This window comes from Halolactibacillus alkaliphilus (genome assembly GCF_900115465.1).
In the GTDB taxonomy this organism is placed as follows: Bacteria; Bacillota; Bacilli; order Bacillales; family Amphibacillaceae; genus Halolactibacillus; species Halolactibacillus alkaliphilus.
On record NZ_FOWN01000007.1, the window covers coordinates 74,467 to 93,552 of the forward strand.

20 protein-coding genes are annotated in these 19,086 nt (G+C 38.2%); all 20 read right to left on the minus strand.

Going from position 1 to position 19,086, the window contains the following annotated elements:
* Window positions 1–14: 14 nt before the first annotated feature.
* A complete protein-coding gene (locus BM163_RS04825; RefSeq protein ID WP_089800794.1) occupies window positions 15–395 on the minus strand; it encodes a diacylglycerol kinase family protein in 381 nt (126 codons plus the stop codon).
* Window positions 370–849, minus strand: coding sequence for an rRNA maturation RNase YbeY (ybeY, locus tag BM163_RS04830; protein WP_089800796.1), 480 nt, complete (start codon window positions 847–849; stop codon window positions 370–372). The genes BM163_RS04825 and ybeY overlap by 26 nt, the downstream gene beginning before the upstream one ends.
* Window positions 846–3,014 (minus strand): HD family phosphohydrolase, encoded by a 2,169-nt coding sequence (locus BM163_RS04835; protein WP_089800798.1) that lies wholly within the window; start codon window positions 3,012–3,014, stop codon window positions 846–848. Before BM163_RS04835 ends, ybeY begins: the two co-directional genes overlap by 4 nt.
* 121 nt (window positions 3,015–3,135) lie before the next feature.
* Window positions 3,136–4,080 (minus strand): PhoH family protein, encoded by a 945-nt coding sequence (locus BM163_RS04840; protein WP_089800800.1) that lies wholly within the window; start codon window positions 4,078–4,080, stop codon window positions 3,136–3,138.
* Between the two features lie 21 nt (window positions 4,081–4,101).
* Window positions 4,102–5,259, minus strand: a complete 1,158-nt coding sequence (locus BM163_RS04845) for a sporulation protein YqfD (RefSeq protein ID WP_089800802.1) — start codon at window positions 5,257–5,259, stop codon at window positions 4,102–4,104.
* Window positions 5,237–5,518, minus strand: a complete 282-nt coding sequence (locus BM163_RS04850; protein ID WP_089800804.1) for a YabP/YqfC family sporulation protein — start codon at window positions 5,516–5,518, stop codon at window positions 5,237–5,239. The genes BM163_RS04845 and BM163_RS04850 overlap by 23 nt, the downstream gene beginning before the upstream one ends.
* A gap of 162 nt (window positions 5,519–5,680) precedes the next feature.
* Complete coding sequence (locus tag BM163_RS04855; protein ID WP_089800806.1) at window positions 5,681–6,145, minus strand: YqfB family membrane protein; 465 nt, start codon at window positions 6,143–6,145, stop codon at window positions 5,681–5,683.
* 35 nt (window positions 6,146–6,180) lie between these two features.
* The gene (floA, locus tag BM163_RS04860) at window positions 6,181–7,182 is read right to left on the minus strand and encodes a flotillin-like protein FloA (protein WP_089800808.1); all 1,002 of its coding nucleotides are present in this window, start codon (window positions 7,180–7,182) and stop codon (window positions 6,181–6,183) included.
* 1 nt (window position 7,183) lies between these two features.
* On the minus strand, window positions 7,184–8,515 hold the full coding sequence (locus BM163_RS04865) for an NfeD family protein (RefSeq protein WP_089800810.1): 1,332 nt from the start codon (window positions 8,513–8,515) through the stop codon (window positions 7,184–7,186).
* A 170-nt stretch (window positions 8,516–8,685) separates the two neighbouring features.
* Window positions 8,686–9,132 carry a GatB/YqeY domain-containing protein gene (locus tag BM163_RS04870; protein ID WP_089800812.1) on the minus strand — a complete coding sequence of 149 codons (447 nt, stop codon included), beginning with the start codon at window positions 9,130–9,132 and terminating at the stop codon, window positions 8,686–8,688.
* A gap of 46 nt (window positions 9,133–9,178) precedes the next feature.
* Window positions 9,179–9,352: a 30S ribosomal protein S21 gene (gene rpsU, locus BM163_RS04875; RefSeq protein ID WP_067837072.1), complete on the minus strand. Its 174-nt coding sequence runs from the start codon at window positions 9,350–9,352 to the stop codon at window positions 9,179–9,181.
* 172 nt (window positions 9,353–9,524) lie between these two features.
* Window positions 9,525–10,868, minus strand: coding sequence for a tRNA (N(6)-L-threonylcarbamoyladenosine(37)-C(2))-methylthiotransferase MtaB (gene mtaB / locus BM163_RS04880; RefSeq protein WP_089800815.1), 1,344 nt, complete (start codon window positions 10,866–10,868; stop codon window positions 9,525–9,527).
* Between the two features lie 4 nt (window positions 10,869–10,872).
* Window positions 10,873–11,622, minus strand: coding sequence for a 16S rRNA (uracil(1498)-N(3))-methyltransferase (locus BM163_RS04885; protein ID WP_089800817.1), 750 nt, complete (start codon window positions 11,620–11,622; stop codon window positions 10,873–10,875).
* A gap of 13 nt (window positions 11,623–11,635) precedes the next feature.
* Window positions 11,636–12,583 carry a 50S ribosomal protein L11 methyltransferase gene (gene prmA, locus BM163_RS04890; protein ID WP_089800819.1) on the minus strand — a complete coding sequence of 316 codons (948 nt, stop codon included), beginning with the start codon at window positions 12,581–12,583 and terminating at the stop codon, window positions 11,636–11,638.
* Window positions 12,584–12,606: 23 nt separating this feature from the next.
* Entirely contained in the window at window positions 12,607–13,734 is a 1,128-nt protein-coding gene (gene dnaJ / locus BM163_RS04895; RefSeq protein WP_089800821.1) for a molecular chaperone DnaJ, read from the minus strand.
* Between the two features lie 145 nt (window positions 13,735–13,879).
* Window positions 13,880–15,703, minus strand: coding sequence for a molecular chaperone DnaK (gene dnaK, locus BM163_RS04900; protein WP_089800823.1), 1,824 nt, complete (start codon window positions 15,701–15,703; stop codon window positions 13,880–13,882).
* A 38-nt stretch (window positions 15,704–15,741) separates the two neighbouring features.
* On the minus strand, window positions 15,742–16,317 hold the full coding sequence (grpE, locus tag BM163_RS04905; protein ID WP_089800826.1) for a nucleotide exchange factor GrpE: 576 nt from the start codon (window positions 16,315–16,317) through the stop codon (window positions 15,742–15,744).
* A 71-nt stretch (window positions 16,318–16,388) separates the two neighbouring features.
* Entirely contained in the window at window positions 16,389–17,408 is a 1,020-nt protein-coding gene (gene hrcA, locus BM163_RS04910) for a heat-inducible transcriptional repressor HrcA (RefSeq protein ID WP_089800828.1), read from the minus strand.
* Window positions 17,409–17,503: 95 nt separating this feature from the next.
* A complete protein-coding gene (gene hemW, locus BM163_RS04915; protein WP_089800830.1) occupies window positions 17,504–18,667 on the minus strand; it encodes a radical SAM family heme chaperone HemW in 1,164 nt (387 codons plus the stop codon).
* Window positions 18,668–18,900: 233 nt separating this feature from the next.
* The coding region (locus tag BM163_RS04920; RefSeq protein WP_143088185.1) for a zinc ribbon domain-containing protein at window positions 18,901–19,086 on the minus strand (186 nt) is incomplete at its 5' end.

A 19,086-nucleotide genomic window follows, 5' to 3' on the forward strand; every position in this document is an offset into this window, starting at 1 on the left:
TCCTCCATCTGTGATTACATCATCCATGTGATAATTTTCGGGATAAAAATAATGGCTCCAATAATTAAAGCAATACTACTAGCGATAAGTACACCACCCGCGGTTAAATCTTTAATAATCCCTGCTTTTGGGTGCCATTCTGGTGCCAAATAGTCGAGAAGCATCTCAACAGCCGTATTAAAAACTTCCGATGACAAAACAAGACCAAAAGTTAAGAACAGCAACACCCATTCAGTAAAACTCACTTGAAAGAAAAACCCTAACATAATGACAATAATAGTAACGAGGACATGAACCCTCATATTAATCTCATTTTTAAAAGCAAAGATCAAACCATTGATGGCATATTTAAGTCCTATTGTCTTTTGTTTAATTTCTTGATAATCCGAAGCCATTGAGTAATTCCTCTTGTTTTTCTATCATCACGCGCTCATCTTCAGGCTCGAGATGATCATATCCTAGTAAATGTAAAAAACCATGTAAACTAAGAAAACCTAGTTCTCGCTCAAAGCTATGCCCGTAACTTTCAGCTTGTTCTTTCGTTCGATCAATTGAAATAATAATATCCCCTAAGACAATAGGCATACCTGGCAATAATTCAAATCCTTGATCTTCTTCCGTTTCTTCTAGTAAAGCAAATGAAATTACATCTGTCGGTGAATCTTTATCCCGATAGTCACGATTTATCTCTTGAATTCGAGCATTATCAACAAATGTGACGGAAAGTTCTGCTTCTTCTGTTACTCCTTCTACTTCTGCAGCAAAATGCAATAGCTCATCGACCAATTTTAAATGTTCTTCTTTAACAACACCGGTGTCATCTTGATAATCAATCAACATATTACTCATCCTTTCTCTTCTTTAGGATACTCAATTCGCGAATGGTAAATACCGTTTAATGTTTCCGATAACGTATGGCTAATCTTTCTTAGGTCCAAAAAGGTTAAATGGCAATCATCAAACTGGCCATCTTGTAAACGGTCATTAATAATCGATTGAATAAGGTCATCGATTTTTTCTTTTGTTGGTGCTTTCATTGACCGCACAGCTGCTTCTACTGAATCACAAATGGAAATCACCGCATTTTCTTTTGTTTGAGGTTTGGGACCTGGGTATCGAAACGTATCTTCGGCAACCTCTGGTAAGTCTTCTTTGGCTTTATAGTAAAAATATTTTACAAGGGTTGTCCCATGATGTTGTTTAGCAACATCGATAATTTCTTGCGGGAATTTGTTCGCTTTTAAAATTCTTGCCCCATCCAAAGTATGCGACAAGATGATTGTAGCACTTTGAATAGGGGATAAAAAGTCATGCGGGTTCTGAATACCCATTTGATTTTCAATAAAGTAGTGTGGGTGCTTTGTCTTACCAATGTCATGAAAGTAGCTAGCGACACGCGCGAATAAACCGTTAGCACCAATGGCCTCACAAGCGGCTTCACTAAGATTAGCGACCATCAAGCTATGGTGATACGTTCCCGGTGCTTCGGTTAGTATTTTTTTCAACAATGGGTGATTAGGATTAGCTAATCGGATCAATTTCGTATCCGATAATATGCTTAAAATCGACTCAAAGAAAGGTAATGTTCCTACGACAACAACACCCGAAACCATTGCTTGTGCCATTCCAAACCCTATCCTAGTCATAATAAAGGTCCAAGGATAATTTTCATAAGCAATGAAAAGGAAACTTAGTATAACAAAACTATTGACGATAGTATTAGCAACGACAACTTTTAAAATAGTATACCTTTCTGTTACTTTTCGCAAGACAAAAATCGTAACTAGCTGAGAAAACAAAAAATATACTCCTGCTTGTAAATTAAGCGCCCCAGGGATTGATTGATTAAAAACAACTGTTGCTACGAGGCTGAAAAAGATGGCATATAAAATAGCCAACTTCTCTTTAAATAAGAGTCTAATCAACATACTAACAGCAGCAATCGGCATTAATAAATAAAGCGCGTCAGTCTCTACATTAACTAAGCTAATAAACTTCATCAAAATCAAAGTCACAAAGGTAATAATCACTATAGCCAGTGCGTCTTTTCCGCTATCTTTTGATAGCCCTAACTCAAAATAAAACCCATAAGCAAGAATACTCACCAAAAGAATCACAAAGAAAGATAACCCTATGAGCGGGTATATGTTTCTGTTTTGATCCAACAGGCCGACAAGTGAAAGTGCTTCATACATATCATTCGTAATGGTTTGTCCTTCTCTTACAATGACTTCCCCCGCACGAATAAGTTGCGGTTCAACATTAATCAAAGCTTGTTGTTCAGCTGCCATTGTTTTTTCTACAGAGAAAAACGAGTTTTCAACTAAGACAAATTCACCAAGTTCACTAAATACATCAATAATTTCTTCAGGCAACATTGAAAAATGTAAGCGCTCCGATAAGTCATCTTGCTTAGATGGTAATTCTTCACGTGTAATCCCGTCATTAAATGCTTCATTCACAGCACTGATTAATAATGTATAGCCACTCGCCTTTTGTGAAGCACTCATACTTAATAACGTTTCCCATGACGCCTCAGATAACGCCTCAAAAACTTCATCACCTAACATTTCATTCAGTAGTTGTTGCTTTTCTTGTTTTGTGCGCTCTACTTCAACGGAGGCATTAAGTCCTGCTTCTTCTGAATCTGTTGCGTCGTCAGTACTTGCTGCTTCATCATCTTCAACAATCATCGGCGTATTTGCCACATCAAGCGCAGCAAATACGTCATCAATAATATTTAATTGATCAGCTGTAATACTATGCAGTACTTCAAATCGGTCACCAACAGCTTGAACAGCTTCACGTTGCAACCGCTCTGTTTCCTTTGTATCTTCAATCGTTATAGGTGAACGAATCGTTTCTTTCGCCTGACTAAATCGTTCAATTTCATATATTTCAGTAAAAACATTGGATATAAGTAATAAATAAAGTCCTGTGGCAATAAGTACAACCGTCGCCCAAATCAAGACATGTTGATAAGATTTTGTAAAACGCTCTAACCAAAATTTCACTTGAGACAAACTCCTTTAGGTTATGACATTAACTACATTTTACCACACAATACCTTGTTTTGGTTCTGTTACTTAAAAGTAAACAGGCTATCATTTTTCAACATGACAGCCTGTCCTAATCTTATTCTTCATATGCCTCAATAATGCGTTGGACAACTGGATGTCTAACGACATCTTGTTGTTTTAAATAAACGAAACTAACGCCGGATACTTTGTTTAGACGTTGCTCGACAGAGCGAAGGCCTGACTCTGCGCCACGTGGTAAGTCTACTTGTGTTATATCACCCGTCACAATCATTTTTGAACCGAATCCTAGACGCGTTAAAAACATCTTCATTTGATTTGGCGTTGTGTTCTGTGCCTCGTCTAAGATGACGTAAGCATCATCTAGCGTGCGCCCTCGCATATAAGCTAAGGGCGCAATCTCAATTGTCCCTCGCTCTATTAGGCGCGTAGTATGTTCTTGCCCTAAAATCGCATGTAAACTATCATATAACGGACGCAAATACGGGTCTACCTTCTCTTTTAAATCACCAGGTAAAAAACCTAAGCTCTCACCTGCTTCAACAGCCGGACGCGTTAAGATAATCCGTTTAATGTCACCTTTTTTTAAGGCTTTTACCGCCATCACTACAGCTAAGAACGTTTTCCCAGTCCCGGCCGGCCCTATACCAAAGACAACATCTTGTTTTTTCATTTGATTGACATATTCTCGCTGACCAATCGTTTTTACACGGATAGGTTGTCCCAAATGAGAACGCATAATTTCCTCTTCAAACAACCGATGAAATTCATCGATGCGCCCCTTTAATGCAAGTTCCACGGCATAGATAACATCCCGATCTGTAACCGTATTTCCTTGTCGAATCACATCAATCAATACTTTTAATACACTTTCAACAATTTCAGAAACCCGTTGGTCTCCACCTACTCGTACTTGTTCGCCACGCGTAATGATAGTCACATTTAATTTATCTTCAATAAGATGAAGGTGTCGGTCCTCTGAACCAAATAGACGTTGTGCTTCATCGTGGTCTTTAAAAATTAAATCAATTAGCTGTGTCATAAATTAACTCCCTCAATAATTTCATTCAATTCTATAGCTTTCATTCACTGAAAAAAAGATGGTCACGTTTACTTTACCATTCTCAATCGATTGATGCAAAACTTTTTCATCCATAATCTTTTCAACGTTTGGTTGGTTTAATACATTTTGAGCGATTTGCTTTTGCGCAAGAAGGTACACCTCACTTTCAGTGACATTTTGCGTTTGTCCACTTATAGTTTGCCTTCGTATTTTTTCAAGCGTCAACTTTAGTGGTCGTATGTATAACAGCTGTTTTTTCGAGAGGACCTCTTCACTAGTATCCTGATCGTTTAAGCCTAAAGGAAATGACCAATCATTGATTCTCAATAAATAAGAGGTGGTCTCCTCACCAATATCATGAAAAAACAGCTGCTTAATATGATAAGTTGCTGTTACTTTTAGCCACGTATTAAGTTCTAATTCTGCTTTTATAGGTATTCTTGTTGATTCAAGTTTTTCCGAGGCTATTTCGTCAGTAAACTTTTCATTCAATTCTCCTGTAATTAGTACTTCTCCTTTTTCAACAAGTTGATTAACTTCCACACACCTCCTCCCTTGATATACAATCAGTGAAGTGACCATACCTTTTTTTGGTGATTTATATTGATATGTAGCACCATTCAAGTTTTCTTTTAGAGTATCTTCTAAAGCGACTATTTGATAAATACCTCCCATTATGCCAATATCAAAAAAACGGTATTGTGGCAGTGCTTTTTTTAAGTCCAGTGATACTTGCTGTGCGGAAGGTAAGTTTTTCTTTAACTTTAGTGGCGCTATGTCCATCGCACGTAAATGATTAAGAATGATAGCTTCATCATAAGGGTTTTTGACATCAATCTCAACAAACCATAAAGTGTGATATAAAAAAACAGCGAGTAGAATACTTGCTAAACTCATACAAATAACGTGACCATTACTCATCAACCATTGACGACATTTCATTACATGCGATCGATCAGTAAAATATACTTTTACGCCATGTCGCTTAATACGCTTTAAGTGTATAATGTCGTTGCTACTTATAAAAAAAGTTAGCCCCCCTTCAACACGTTGAAGTTGGGTGAGTGTCATGTTTTTCAATCTCATCGCTTGTAAATAACTCTTCAGGGCTTTATCGGTTCCTTTAACACTTATTTTAATCTCTTTTAGTCGGACCATCACTACACCCCTCCTTAAATTCTAATCCTGTAAAAAGCCCCTGAATCACCAGAAAGTCCAATGTAAACTGATCAACGATGAGTGATTGACCCGTGATGATAAGTATATGGGACTCTAATTGGATTTCTATATGTCGATCAGTCAATATCAACAATTTTTTAAACACCTGTACAATGAGCGTTTGATCGCCAATTAACGTGATCTTCGGTAGGTGACTCAAGTGATTGAATTCTTTAATAGAGGTAAATAAGCGCGTCATTATTCCACCTAATTTCTCTATAATCTTTACACATAGTGTATGTCTAACATTATTAATTATGCCCTAGTATTCATCTAAGTACCGAGTTAAAAGCACCTTTTGCCTCATCATCACATCAAAAAAGCTCTAAATACGGCGTTTAGCCATATTTAGAGCTTTTAATTATCTACCTGATCCAAAAGGTTTCTTAGCACGGGGAGGCGATAAAACCTCTGCCATTATAATGCTTCGTTTCAAACCACTTTTCGTTAATTGACTTCTCAGAGCAATGGGGGATCGCTTAACAGTCTTTTGAACCGCTATTTTTTGTTCACTAGCAATTCGATCAATTTTCTGCTTTGAATCTCTCATTTTACGTTGCGTTTCTTTTCTCGTATCAACAGCAAGTTTCTTCCGTAAGTCTGCCAATTGATCCTCCATCGCATTTGTACTAACAGAGGGTTCATCTGTTTTTACCTGATCAGCGTATATTGGCTCTTTTGGGACAGTTTCATAAACTGACGGTCTTTGTTTAGGTTTAATCTGTGTTTGTTTATCAGACTTCTTATTATTATCAGAACGCGATTTCAATAGACTTGTACCAATAATAAGTACGAAACTAATCAATGGAATTATAATATCTTCCATATCATCACATCCACTTCATTTTTGACTTATGGAAATTATTCTTCATCCGTATCTTCGCCAGACATTTTACCGATAGAATCTCTCATATCAGTATCAGCACCGATATTACGGTAGTTCATATAATCCATGACACCCATGTTTCCACTTCGCAAAGCTTCAGCTAAAGCTAAAGGAACATCCGCTTCTGCTTCCACTACTTTCGCGCGCATTTCTTGTACACGAGCAACCATTTCTTGTTCGGTCGCTACAGCCATGGCACGGCGCTCTTCTGCTTTAGCTTGTGCGATATTTTTATCAGCTTCCGCTTGGTCCGTTTGTAAAATCGCACCAATATTTTTACCGATATCAACATCTGCTATATCAATCGAGAGAATTTCAAATGCTGTACCAGCATCTAAACCACGATTTAATACATTAGTAGAGATAGAATCAGGATTTTCCAGTACTTTTTTATGCGATACTGAACTACCTATCGTACTAACTACACCTTCCCCAACACGAGCAATGACGGTTTCTTCACCAGCACCACCAACAAGACGGTCAATATTCGCACGAACAGTAATACGCGCTTTTGCTTTTACTTCAATCCCATCCATTGCAATACCTGCAATAAATGGCGTTTCAATTACTTTAGGGTTTACACTCATCTGAACCGCTTGTAACACGTCACGCCCAGCTAAATCAATCGCTGCCGCTCGTTCAAAGCTCAGTTCGATATTCGCACGCTGTGCGGCAATTAAAGCGTTCACTACCCTATCGACGTTACCACCAGCTAAATAGTGGGATTCAAGTTGATTCGTATTAACATCAACACCTGCTTTGTGTGCTTTAATTAACGGGTTGATGACACGGCTTGGTACAACCCGACGCAAGCGCATACCAACGAGTGTGAAAATACTTACTTTAACTCCTGCCGCTAACGCACTAATCCATAATGCAACCGGGATAAACGTTAACAAAACAACAAAGGCAATGATAATAATACCGATTAAAATAAGTGGTAAAAAATCACCAACTGTATTAAATGACTGATCCATACTAAACTTCCTCCTCTTCAATTCTTTTAACGACAATACGCGAACCATTGACTGAAATAATCTCAATCGGATCTTCTTGATTGATAAAGTTTCCGACAGAAATAATGTCCAGACGTTCCCCTTCAAATAAACCTGTACCTGAAGGTCTAAGTGGTGTGAGCGCGCGTCCTTTTAAACCAATTAATTGTTCGCGACTCACAGATGATACGTATCCTTTATCGACTGTTTCACGGTCTGATAAAATGATGTAACGCAATAATCCTTTTTGTAAACCGATTCGCTTATACAAGAATATTGCGACAAAAATGGTTAAACTAATGGCAATTAATAAGCTTAGACTTAAAGCAAATATATTATCCGTTGCCATAAATAAACTAACCACAATACTCATAGCCCCCAAACCTCCCAGTATACCACCAGGAACAAAGAACTCGACAATAATTAGCGCGAGACCAATAATTAATAGGACGAATACTTCATAACCCGCAAGTCCTGCAATTAAATGACCGTAGAAAAACAGGATCAATGATATAACACCAATAGAGCCCGCAACACCAAATCCTGGTGAATACAACTCAACAACAAGCCCAATACCTGCGAGGGATAATAAAATCGACACAACAATTGAGTTTGTTAAAAAGCGTGCCAGCGTCTCGGCTGGTCGCTGGTTCACTTCGACAATTGTTGCTGTTGATAAATCAAGGGCATCGAGAACTTCTTGCCTTGAGTTAACTGTCCCATTAGAATAGCCGACCTCAAGCGCTCTTGTTGGTCCAAGCGTTAAATAAGAACCTTCTGGTGCATTAAACTCCGGTAGATCAATAGAAGCGTCTGCCATAGCTTCTGCGTAAAGTCTATCTCGTCCACCTGCCTCAGCAGCACTTCCCATCGCCTCACGCCAATAAGACTGCGCTTTCTGATCAGCAGCATTACCATCACCTGTGATGATACCACTTGCCCCTATTGTTGCTTGAGGCGACATATAAATATAATCTGAGAATAATGCAATGTAGGAACCCGCCGACAATGCACGCGAACGGATATAGGCCGTTGTATCAATCTCAACAGACTGCAGTAATTCACCAATATCATTTGCTGCTTCTACTAGTCCGCCAGGCGTGTTAATTTCAAAAATAATATGATCCGCATTAGCTTCACGCGCTTCTCTAATCGCACGATTCAAAAATGCACCCAAACCTCTCTCAACTTCATTTTCGATAGGAATCACATAAACTGTTTCACCATCCGCCGATACAACATCTAAATCAATAACAACTAAAAGCGTAAAAACAGCTAATAAACCGCATAAAATTTGGATAATGAATCGCTTCATCTCACCACCTCCTTCTTATAAATGTCAATAATGAAGAACCTTACCATACTATGGTATCAGTATATCATGTAAATATCAAAAAATATCGTTATTTCAATCAGAAAATTTATAAAAAGAAAAAAACCTTATTCCTAAGAATAAGGTCTTCTCTTTGTGAGATTTCGTAATATTTATGATAAATGTTTTTGAACGAATTGATTTACTTGTGTTCCATCCGCTTTGCCTTTAACTTTCGGCATAAGCGCACCCATCACTTTACCCATCTCTTGCTTTGACGTTACTTGAAGTTGTTCAATTGTTTCAATAACAATGGCTTCAAGCTCTTCATCTGATAGCTGCTCTGGCATATAGTCTTGTAAAAACTCAATTTCGACATTAAGATTTTCAACAAGGTCATCGCGTCCAGCTTCTTTAAATTCACGGAGGGAATCCTTACGTTGTTTTAGCTCACGTGCTAAAACTGTCAGTTCTTCTTCTTCTGATAATGCATCTTTACCAAGTTTAATTGCTTCATTTTGTAGTGAAGCTTTTACCATGCGAATAGTACTTAGCTTTTGCTTTTCTTTATTACGCATTGCATTTTTCATATCTTGGTTTAAAGTTTCTAACAATGACATTAAATTCTACACCCTCTTTATAAGAAAACAAACTTCTTATCGTTTATTACTTACGCTTTCTAGCCGCCTCAGATTTCTTCTTACGTCTTACGCTAGGTTTTTCATAAAATTCACGCTTACGATATTCTGACAATGTACCTGATTTTGACACACTGCGTTTAAAGCGACGAAGAGCATCTTCAAGAGACTCGTTTTTACGAACGCGAGTTGTATTTGACATGCTAATTTCCCTCCCTCCGAAGCATCCAACATTTTTAATAGGACATTTTAGCCATGAGCTGTGAAATGTCTCTATGACATTATAATATATAGATATTTCAAGGTCAATGCTTTGTTTTCAAACAACCTCGAACTTTAGCAAAAAAGCGCGGGCATTGACCATGAGCACTAAGTCAAACCTCGGATAAATGCGACTCTGACATCACGCGAACAAATTCACCTTCGTTGATAGGATAACCTGCTTTTGTAAGTTTTACCTTAACAATTTCACCAATCATTGCCGGTTCACCTTTAAAGCTAAGGCGCATATAATTATCTGAATAGCCGGTAAGTACATACTCCCCCGCGTCGGTTTTTTCTACTTCCTCTGGAATGACTTCAATTAGTTCGCCCTCATAAAGTGAGGCGTATTCTTTTGCTTGTTGTTCAGATAAGGCCATGAGTTGGTGCACGCGTTTATTTTTTGTTTCATCGTCTACTTGATTATCCATTTTTGCTGCCGGTGTTCCTGTTCTTTTTGAATAAGGAAAGACATGCAACTCAGAAAAACCAACCTCTTGAATAAAACGATACGTTTCCATAAATTCTTCTTCTGTCTCACCTGGGAATCCAACAATCACATCAGAGGTCACAGCCAAACCTGGAAGCGCTTGTTTTAAACGATCAATTTGCGACTTATAAAAAGCTGTTGTATATTTACGACGCATCCGTTCTAATACATTATCTGAACCGGCCTGAAGCGGCACATGCAAGTGTCTTACTATTTTTTCTGATTGATCGATCACTTGCATAACTTTCTCAGTAATTTGGCTTGCTTCAATAGATGAAATACGTATCCTTTTTAGTCCCTTAACTTTTGTCTCAAGGTCACTTAAAAGATCAGCAAAATCATACTCAGAAAGGTCTTCACCATAGCCTGCGGTATGAATACCGGTTAACACAATTTCTTTATAGCCAGCATCAACAAGCTGTTGTGCCTGTTTTAAAACGTTCTCTGGGTCTCTAGATCGCAACAAACCTCTTGACCACGGAATAATACAGAATGTACAGAAATTATTACATCCTTCTTGAATTTTTAAATTCGCCCGTGTGCGATCAGAAAAATCTGGAACGTCCATTTCTTCAAACACACGATTTTTCATAATATTTGACACGCCATTAACCGGCACACGCGTCTCTTTGTGCTCTTCAATGAAATCAATCATTTTCCCACGATCTTGCGTTCCTACAACAACGTCGACACCTGGAATTTCCATTACTTCACCTGGTGAAACTTGCGCATAACACCCCGTCACACAAACCACAGCTTCAGGATTTTTTCTAATCGCACGGCGAATGACTTGACGTGATTTCTTATCGCCAGTATTTGTGACAGTACACGTATTAATCACATACACATCCGCAATTGACTCAAAGTCAACCCGGTCATAACCTTGTTCCTTAAATGATTGCCAAATACCTTCTGTTTCATATTGATTTACTTTACACCCCAATGTATGAAAAGCAACTGTTGTCATCTTCTCACTCCGTTTCTTCAAAATGGTAGGATAATGCTGATAATAAGTATAACGGGGCGGTTTCTGTCCTTAAGATTCTAGGACCCAAACGCACAGGTATAAAACCTGCCTCATAAAAAGTAGTCACTTCACGTTCATCTAAACCACCTTCTGGACCGATTACAACTAAAAGACGATCACCTTTAGAAACCGCTCCAAAATGCGAATAAAGTTTTTTCGATACGAGTTCACGTGCCGTTTCTTCATAGGCCATAAATAGATGGTCATACCCCTTACTTAATTCTACAATATCTTTTAATGATTGGACAGCGTGAATCTCGGGTAGTCGTTGACGGTGTGATTGCTCACTAGCTTCCTTAATAATTTTTTCAAGCCGTTGTATTTTTTTAGCTTGTTTTTTATTGTCCCATTTAACAACTGATCGAACGGCATTAAACGGCACAAAAGACCGTGCGCCAAGCTCCGTTGCTTTTTGCACGATCCATTCCAATTTATCACCTTTAGGTAATCCCTGAACAATTGTTACATCAACAGGCAACTCTGTATCACTCTCTAACGTGTCCACCACACTTAGTTTCACACAATCTGTTATATCTATGATTTTACAGCGCGCTTGGAATCCTTCTGGATGACTGCAGATAACATAGTCGCCAACTTTTTTACGCATCACATTGACAATATGATGATAATCGTCTCCTGTAATCGTTACTGTATCATGTATCCATTGATTACTTTTTACGAAATAATATTGCATCAGTTCTCACCTACTATTGATTTTCTGGTTTTTGTGCAACAATAGCTATCCAATCTTCCATCTGATTGATTTCCACAATATGAAATCCTGCATCGATCAACGCCTGTTTTACAGCTTCTTTTTTCTGCATAATAATCCCTGAGGTGATAAAGTAACCACCTGGTTTTAATGCCCGATAAGCCGCTTTTTCAAACAGAAGAATTATTTCTGCTAAAATGTTTGCTACAACAATATCTACCGCTTTAGTTACACCTTCAAGTAAATTGTTTTGTTTAATTGTCACTTGGTCATGAACTTTATTTAATTTCGTATTGATTCGAGCAGAATTCACAGCAACCTCATCTAAATCGTAGGCATCAATATGACTAGCACCTAACTTCGCCGCAGCAATACTTAATACACCTGAACCGGTTCCTACATCAATGACTGTATGACCTTCTTTTAAAAACTGTTCAATGGCTTGGATACTCAAGACAGTTGTGGGGTGCGTACCTGTCCCAAAGGCCATACCAGGGTCTAATTCAATAATTAATTCATTTTCACGTACGGGTTTATAATCTTCCCATGTTGGTGTAATGGTAATATGATTTGAAATTTTCACTGGTTTATAATATTTTTTCCAGGCTGTCGCCCACTGCTCTTCATTGACTTCACTAATAGAAATGGTGTTAAGCCCCAAGTCGATATCATAGGCGATTAACTGATTGATTGTCTGTTTAATTTGATCAACTGTTTCCCCTAAAAAACTATTCATCGGCAAGTAGGCTTTGAGTACAACACCTTCTTCGGGATAATCATCTGGATTTAAATCATATATCTCACCAAAAACATTTTCACGTATTTTTAATAAGTCTGCTTTATCCTCAATAACGACCCCGCTCGCACCAGCTTCATGCAAAATATTAGATATCGGTTCAATGGCTTCATTTGTAGTATGAATACATAGTTCAGACCAATTCATGACAATCACTCTCTTTTCTATATTTACTCACCCTTAAAGGCACGTTTTACTCGACTGAAAAACGAATCTTCATGTTCATCCATCGGGTCATTCCCGCTAATTTCATTAAATTCTCTTAACAATTCCTTTTGTCGTTCGCTTAAATTCGTTGGTGTGACTACACGAATTTTCACATGTTGGTCACCTTGGCCATAACCTCTAACATTTGGCGCCCCTTTTCCTTTAAGTCTAAACGTTTTGCCGTTTTGTGTTCCAGCAGGTATTTTTAACTTAACCTTGCCATGAACAGTTGGTACTTCGATTTCATCACCTAACGCTGCTTGTGAGTAAGTGATCGGCATCTCACAGAAGATATGATCGCCTTCGCGTTGATAGAATTCATGACGCTTAACTTGAACAACAACGTAAAGGTCTCCGCTTGGTCCACCGTTGACACCTGCTTCTCCCTTACCTGCTACACGAATTTGTTGACCGTCGTCAATCCCAGCTGGAATCTTAATATGAATTTTCTTTTGCTTTTTGACGCGTCCTTGACCATGGCATGTTGGACATTTTTCTTTAATTTCTTTTCCTGTACCTTGGCAGTGATGACACACGCGTTTATTAACAACACGACCAAATGGTGTGTTTTGTTCCACGTTTAACTGGCCAGAGCCGTGACAATGTTGACATGTTTCTGGTTTTGTTCCTGGCTTTGCCCCAGACCCTTGACACGTTGAGCAATCTTCCTCTTTAGGTATGGAAATATCCGTTTCCTTACCGAAAATAGCTTCCTCAAAGTTTAATACCATTGTATATTGCAAGTCATTTCCTTGACGTGGGGCGTTAGGGTCACGACGTCTACCACCACCTCCGAAGAACATGTCAAAGATGTCACCAAAATCATCGCCGCCACCGAATCCGCCAAAGCCGCCACCAAAACCTTGCTGTTGCGGACCAGCATGACCAAATTGATCATATTGCGCACGTTTTTGTTCATTACTTAATACTTCATAAGCTTCTTTTGCTTCTTTAAATTTATCTGGAGCATCCGTATCCTTGTTTACATCCGGGTGATATTTCCGGGCAAGCTTGCGGTATGCCTTTTTAATTTCTTCCTTAGACGCACTCTTTTCCAGTCCGAGCACCTCATAATAATCTCGTTTACTCATTCCTCTTCACTCCCGTCACTTCTTCTTTCGCATAAATTGTATCATAACATGTGATAAACATTAAGTACAACACCCTTTTACATGCAAAACATGAAAAGAGTCAAAGCCAAGTAGACTTGACTTTGACTTTTCATTGTACAAGAGATTACTTCTCTTCGTCATCAACCTCTTCATATTCTGCATCAACTACATCATCATCTGATGATTGTTCTTGACCTTGTGCTTGTTGAGCTTGTTGTGCTGCTTGTTCATATAGCTTTGTAGATAAAGCTTGAACTTCTTGCTCCAACGCTTCTTTTTTAGCTTTAATATCGTCTAAATCATCTGCTTCAAGTGCTTTTTTAAGTGCCTCTTTAGCATCTTCAGCTTTTTGCTTCTCATCATCTGAAATGTTTTCCCCAAGATCTTTTAACGTTTTATCTGTCTGGAAAACAAGTTGATCAGCCGTATTACGTAAATCAATCTCTTCACGACGTTTTTTATCTGCTTCTGCATTTTCTTCGGCGTCTTTTACCATCTTTTCAACTTCTTCTTCTGATAGACCTGAAGATGATTGAATTGTAATAGATTGTTCTTTATTTGTACCTAAATCTTTTGCTCTTACGTTGACAATACCATTCGCATCAATATCAAATGATACTTCAATTTGCGGTACACCACGTGGTGCTGCTGGAATATCTGTTAACTGGAAGCGACCAAGTGTTTTATTATCAGCCGCCATTTCACGTTCTCCTTGTAAGACATGGATATCAACTGCTGTTTGATTATCAGCTGCCGTTGAGAATACTTGTGAATGACTTGTTGGAATCGTTGTATTACGCTCAATCAATTTAGTAGTAACGCCACCCATTGTTTCAATACCTAATGATAATGGGGTTACGTCTAATAGGACAACATCTTTTACATCACCTTGTAAAACACCACCCTGAATAGCTGCACCTAAAGCAACCACTTCATCAGGGTTAACGCCTTTAGAAGGTTCTTGTCCTGTTTCTTTTTTAATAGCTTCTTGGACAGCTGGAATACGTGTAGAACCACCCACAAGAATAACTTTATCAATATCAGATGCACTCAACCCTGCATCACGTAAAGCTTGACGCGTTGGTCCCATCGTACGTTCAACTAACTCACTTGATAATTCTTCGAATTTTGCACGTGTTAAGCTCATTTCCATATGCAATGGTCCAGCTTCACCCGCTGTGATAAATGGTAGTGAAATTTGCGTTTGACCTACACCTGATAAGTCTTTTTTCGCTTTTTCAGCTGCATCTTTTAAGCGTTGCAGAGCCATTTTATCTTTAGATAAGTCGATACCATTTTCTTTCTTGAACTCTTGAACCATATAATCAATAATGACTTGGTCGAAGTCATCACCACCAAGACGGTTATCACCAGCTGTTGCTACAACTTCAAATGTACCATCACCAATATCTAAAATAGACACGTCAAATGTACCACCACCAAGGTCATAAACTAAGATTGTTTGATCTTGGTCACCTTTATCAATACCATACGCAAGCGCTGCTGCGGTAGGCTCATTAATAATACGCTCTACTTCAAGTCCTGCAATCTTTCCAGCATCTTTTGTCGCTTGACGCTCAGCATCATTGAAGTAAGCAGGCACGGTAACAACTGCTTTTTCTACTTTTTCACCAAGATAATCTTCTGCATATGATTTAATGTATTGTAAAATCGCTGCTGAAATTTCTTGTGGTGTATATGCTTGACCATCTACATCTACTTTATAGTCTGTCCCCATATGACGTTTGATCGACTGAATAGTGTTTGGGTTAGTAATCGCTTGACGCTTAGCTACTTCCCCTACTTGACGCTCACCATTTTTAAAAGAAACAACGGAAGCAGTTGTGCGCACTCCTTCTGGGTTAGGAATAACTTTAGCTTCCCCACCTTCCATAACAGCCACACATGAATTTGTTGTACCTAAGTCAATACCAATAATTTTGCTCATGATTTATTGTCCTCCTTGATATATATTCGTTTTTTTGTTTATTGATTTACTTTTACCATTGCTGGTCTAATTACTCGGTCTTTTAATCGATAGCCTTTTTGAAGCGTATCAACAATTGCTTGTGACTCATACTGGTCATCTTCTACTTGCATCACCGCTTGATGTACATTAGGATCGAAAGTTTCACCTTCAGTTTCAATTTCTTCAACACCCGCTTGGTTAAGAGCATGAATCAATTGACGATAAACCATTTGCATCCCATCAAAGAATGATTCGATTGATGATGCATCGGGTTTTGTTTGAAGCGCACGGTCAAAATTATCAACAACTGTTAATAATTCTGTCGCTAAATCTTGCGATTTATACTTTAAATCCGCTGCTTTTTCCCGTTGTGTACGTTTCCTGAAATTATCATACTCCGCTTGAAGGCGTAGCATCTTATCTTTGGCCATCGCTAAATCCTTTTCAAGCTGATCAAATGTTTCTTGGTCAACGACTGCCTCAGGCTCAACATCTAACTCTTCTGAAACCATCTCTTTATCGATGACTTCGATATCATCTTCTGATGCCTCAACAACTTCTTCATCTACATGTGTAGATTTATTTTCTTCCATTTATATTGACCTCCCTTTGCTTCTGTTACTAATTTATTCCCAATGTTAAAAGAGCCTGTCTTTTAACTGGTTTACCAATTATGAAACGTATCTGTCATATCTTTTGACAGTCGGTCTAATAAAGAAATAACACGTGAATACTCCATACGCTTTGGACCCAATAAGGCAATCGTACCTAATTGCTGTCCCTTAAGTGTATACGTTGCTGTAATAAGGCTACAATCCTGCATTTCTGTAATTTTATTTTCTTGCCCAATCGAAATGTGGATCCCTTGATTTTGCGAACGTAAAATATTTGCCATTATTTCCTCTTGTTCAATAACCGAATAGAGCGAATGAATCTTTGCCACATCACTAAATTCCGGCTGCAATAACATATTTGTTATACCACCGACATATAAATTACTCGGCTGTTGATCTAAAAGCGCACCTTTAAGATAGTTAAACGCTGTCGCCACATCTTTAATGTAATGATCGAGTATTGAGGTAAGCTCTACTTGCAAGCGCTGTGGCAATTGAATAATCGGCACACCTACTAATCGGTCATTCAAGATGTTTACAAGCTTTTCTAAATCCAATGAGTTAATTTCTTTTGGTAACGTAAAGGAACGGTGCTCCACATGACCCGTATTTGTCACAAGTATTGCCACGGCAGTGGTTTTTGACAAATGAATGATTTGTATTTGCTTTAACGTTGTTGCATAAACTTCCGGGCCTAAAATAATCGATGTGTAATTCGTTAACTCACTTAGTACATTCACAGAATTTTGAATGATCTGTTCAAATTCAACCATGCCTTGATTAAAAACGCCAGAAATTGTTTCTTCATCACGTTGTGATAAATCAATCGGCATTAATAAGTGATCGACGTAAAAACGATAACCCTTTTCAGACGGCACACGACCTGAAGATGAATGCGTTTTTTCTAGAAAACCCATATCTTCTAAATCTGCCATTTCGTTGCGAATGGTAGCCGGACTGAACGTGACTTGATTTTTTTTAGAAATGGCCCGCGAGCCAATGGGCTGAGCTGTTTGGATAAACTCATCAATAATCACTTGTAAAATTAAGAGTTGTCTATTCGATAACATTTTTTTCACCCCTGTTAGCACTCAACTCTTTCGAGTGCTAATACTAATAATAAATTATCAAATTCATTCTTAATTGTCAATCCACTTGCATAAATTTAATTAATATAATCTGCTAAATTAATCCCATCAGCTAATAAAAACGCTTGAAAAACACTGTTCCCAAACAATTGTCCATGATCTGTAAGGCGAATCGCTGTTCCTGAATCTTCAATCCATGTCTTATCAACTAAATCTTGAATAGCCGATCCGTAAAGAACATCAAAATGGAAACCAAAGCGACGATAGAACGTTTCCCGTTTAACACCTTCTCGCTTTCTTAAACCTAGGAACATTTGTTCTTCCACTTCTTCTTTTATCGTAATAGGATCACGATTAAGGACCGCTTCTCCTTTTTCGGTTACCGCTTTAACATATGCTGGGAACGGACGGTTATTAATGTAGCGTTCCTGGGGTAAATACCCAGATGCTCCCGCACCAAATCCATAATAATACTGATTATCCCAATATGTTAAATTATGTTGCGATTCATATCCAGGTTCCCCAAAGTTACTAACTTCATACTGAATCTTGCCTTTTTCCGTCATTTTCTTTAATAGTACCTCAAACATTGACGCTTCTAACTCTTCTGGTGCCTTGTGTAATTTCCCCTTCATATAGCGTTGATAAAAAACTGTTTTGGGTTCGATTTGCAACGAGTAAGAAGAATAATGCGGTAAGTCATAACTTAACGCTTTATTTAACGTTCGTTCAAACCCTGCGAGCGTCTGATTAGGTAAGCCATACATAAGGTCAATACTTATATTATTAATTCCATGGGCAAGTAGCGAATGAATATTGTCATCGACATCTTGTACGCGATGTAAACGTCCGAGTTCTTCTAGTAAAGCGTCATCAAACACCTGCACGCCCATCGAAATACGATTAACACCGTATTGTTTTAGTAAAGCGATTTTACCTGGACTCAAATCACCAGGATTCGCCTCAAACGTATATTCCAAGACGTGAGCTGTATCAAATCGATCAGCTATAAGTAGTAATAATCGCTCCAATTGACGCTCGTTTAAAGCGGTTGGAGTACCACCTCCAACATAAATAGTCCGCATCTTCTTTTTAGGAGAAGTTATATAGTGATGAATTTCTTTTTCTAAGGCCGTTAAGTAATCGTCGGCCATTTGTTCCTCATAAAAGAATTTTGTAAAGTCACAGTAGTGACAAATCTTTTCACAAAATGGAATATGAATGTAGACGGATGTAATCATTGGTTTCACTTCTTTCCTTTAACTATCTCACTACTTTTTGAGTATATTCAACCTTCTATCATCTTAAGGAAATCCCCTTATTAAGTCAATTGAACGACCTCTAAGTGAACTACTCCCACCACTTACCACCCTTACGGGTTGCTTGAAGTGGGGGCTTCTTGGGTAATCGCCACTTTTGATAGCTGACGAAATTGACCAAGCTAACCCTCTTGTTCCAAGAGTTTATATTTTCATTAGGCACTTACTAATAAGTGAATACCTTCTTTTTTGATATTGAGTGCTGAATTATAATCTCTATCAAGGTTTAATCCACAATCACATCGATAAGTGCGCTCTGATAATTTGATTTCTTTTACAAAACCACAGTTAGAGCAAGTTTTTGTAGAGGGGAACCATTTGTCTATTTTGACAAGCTGTTT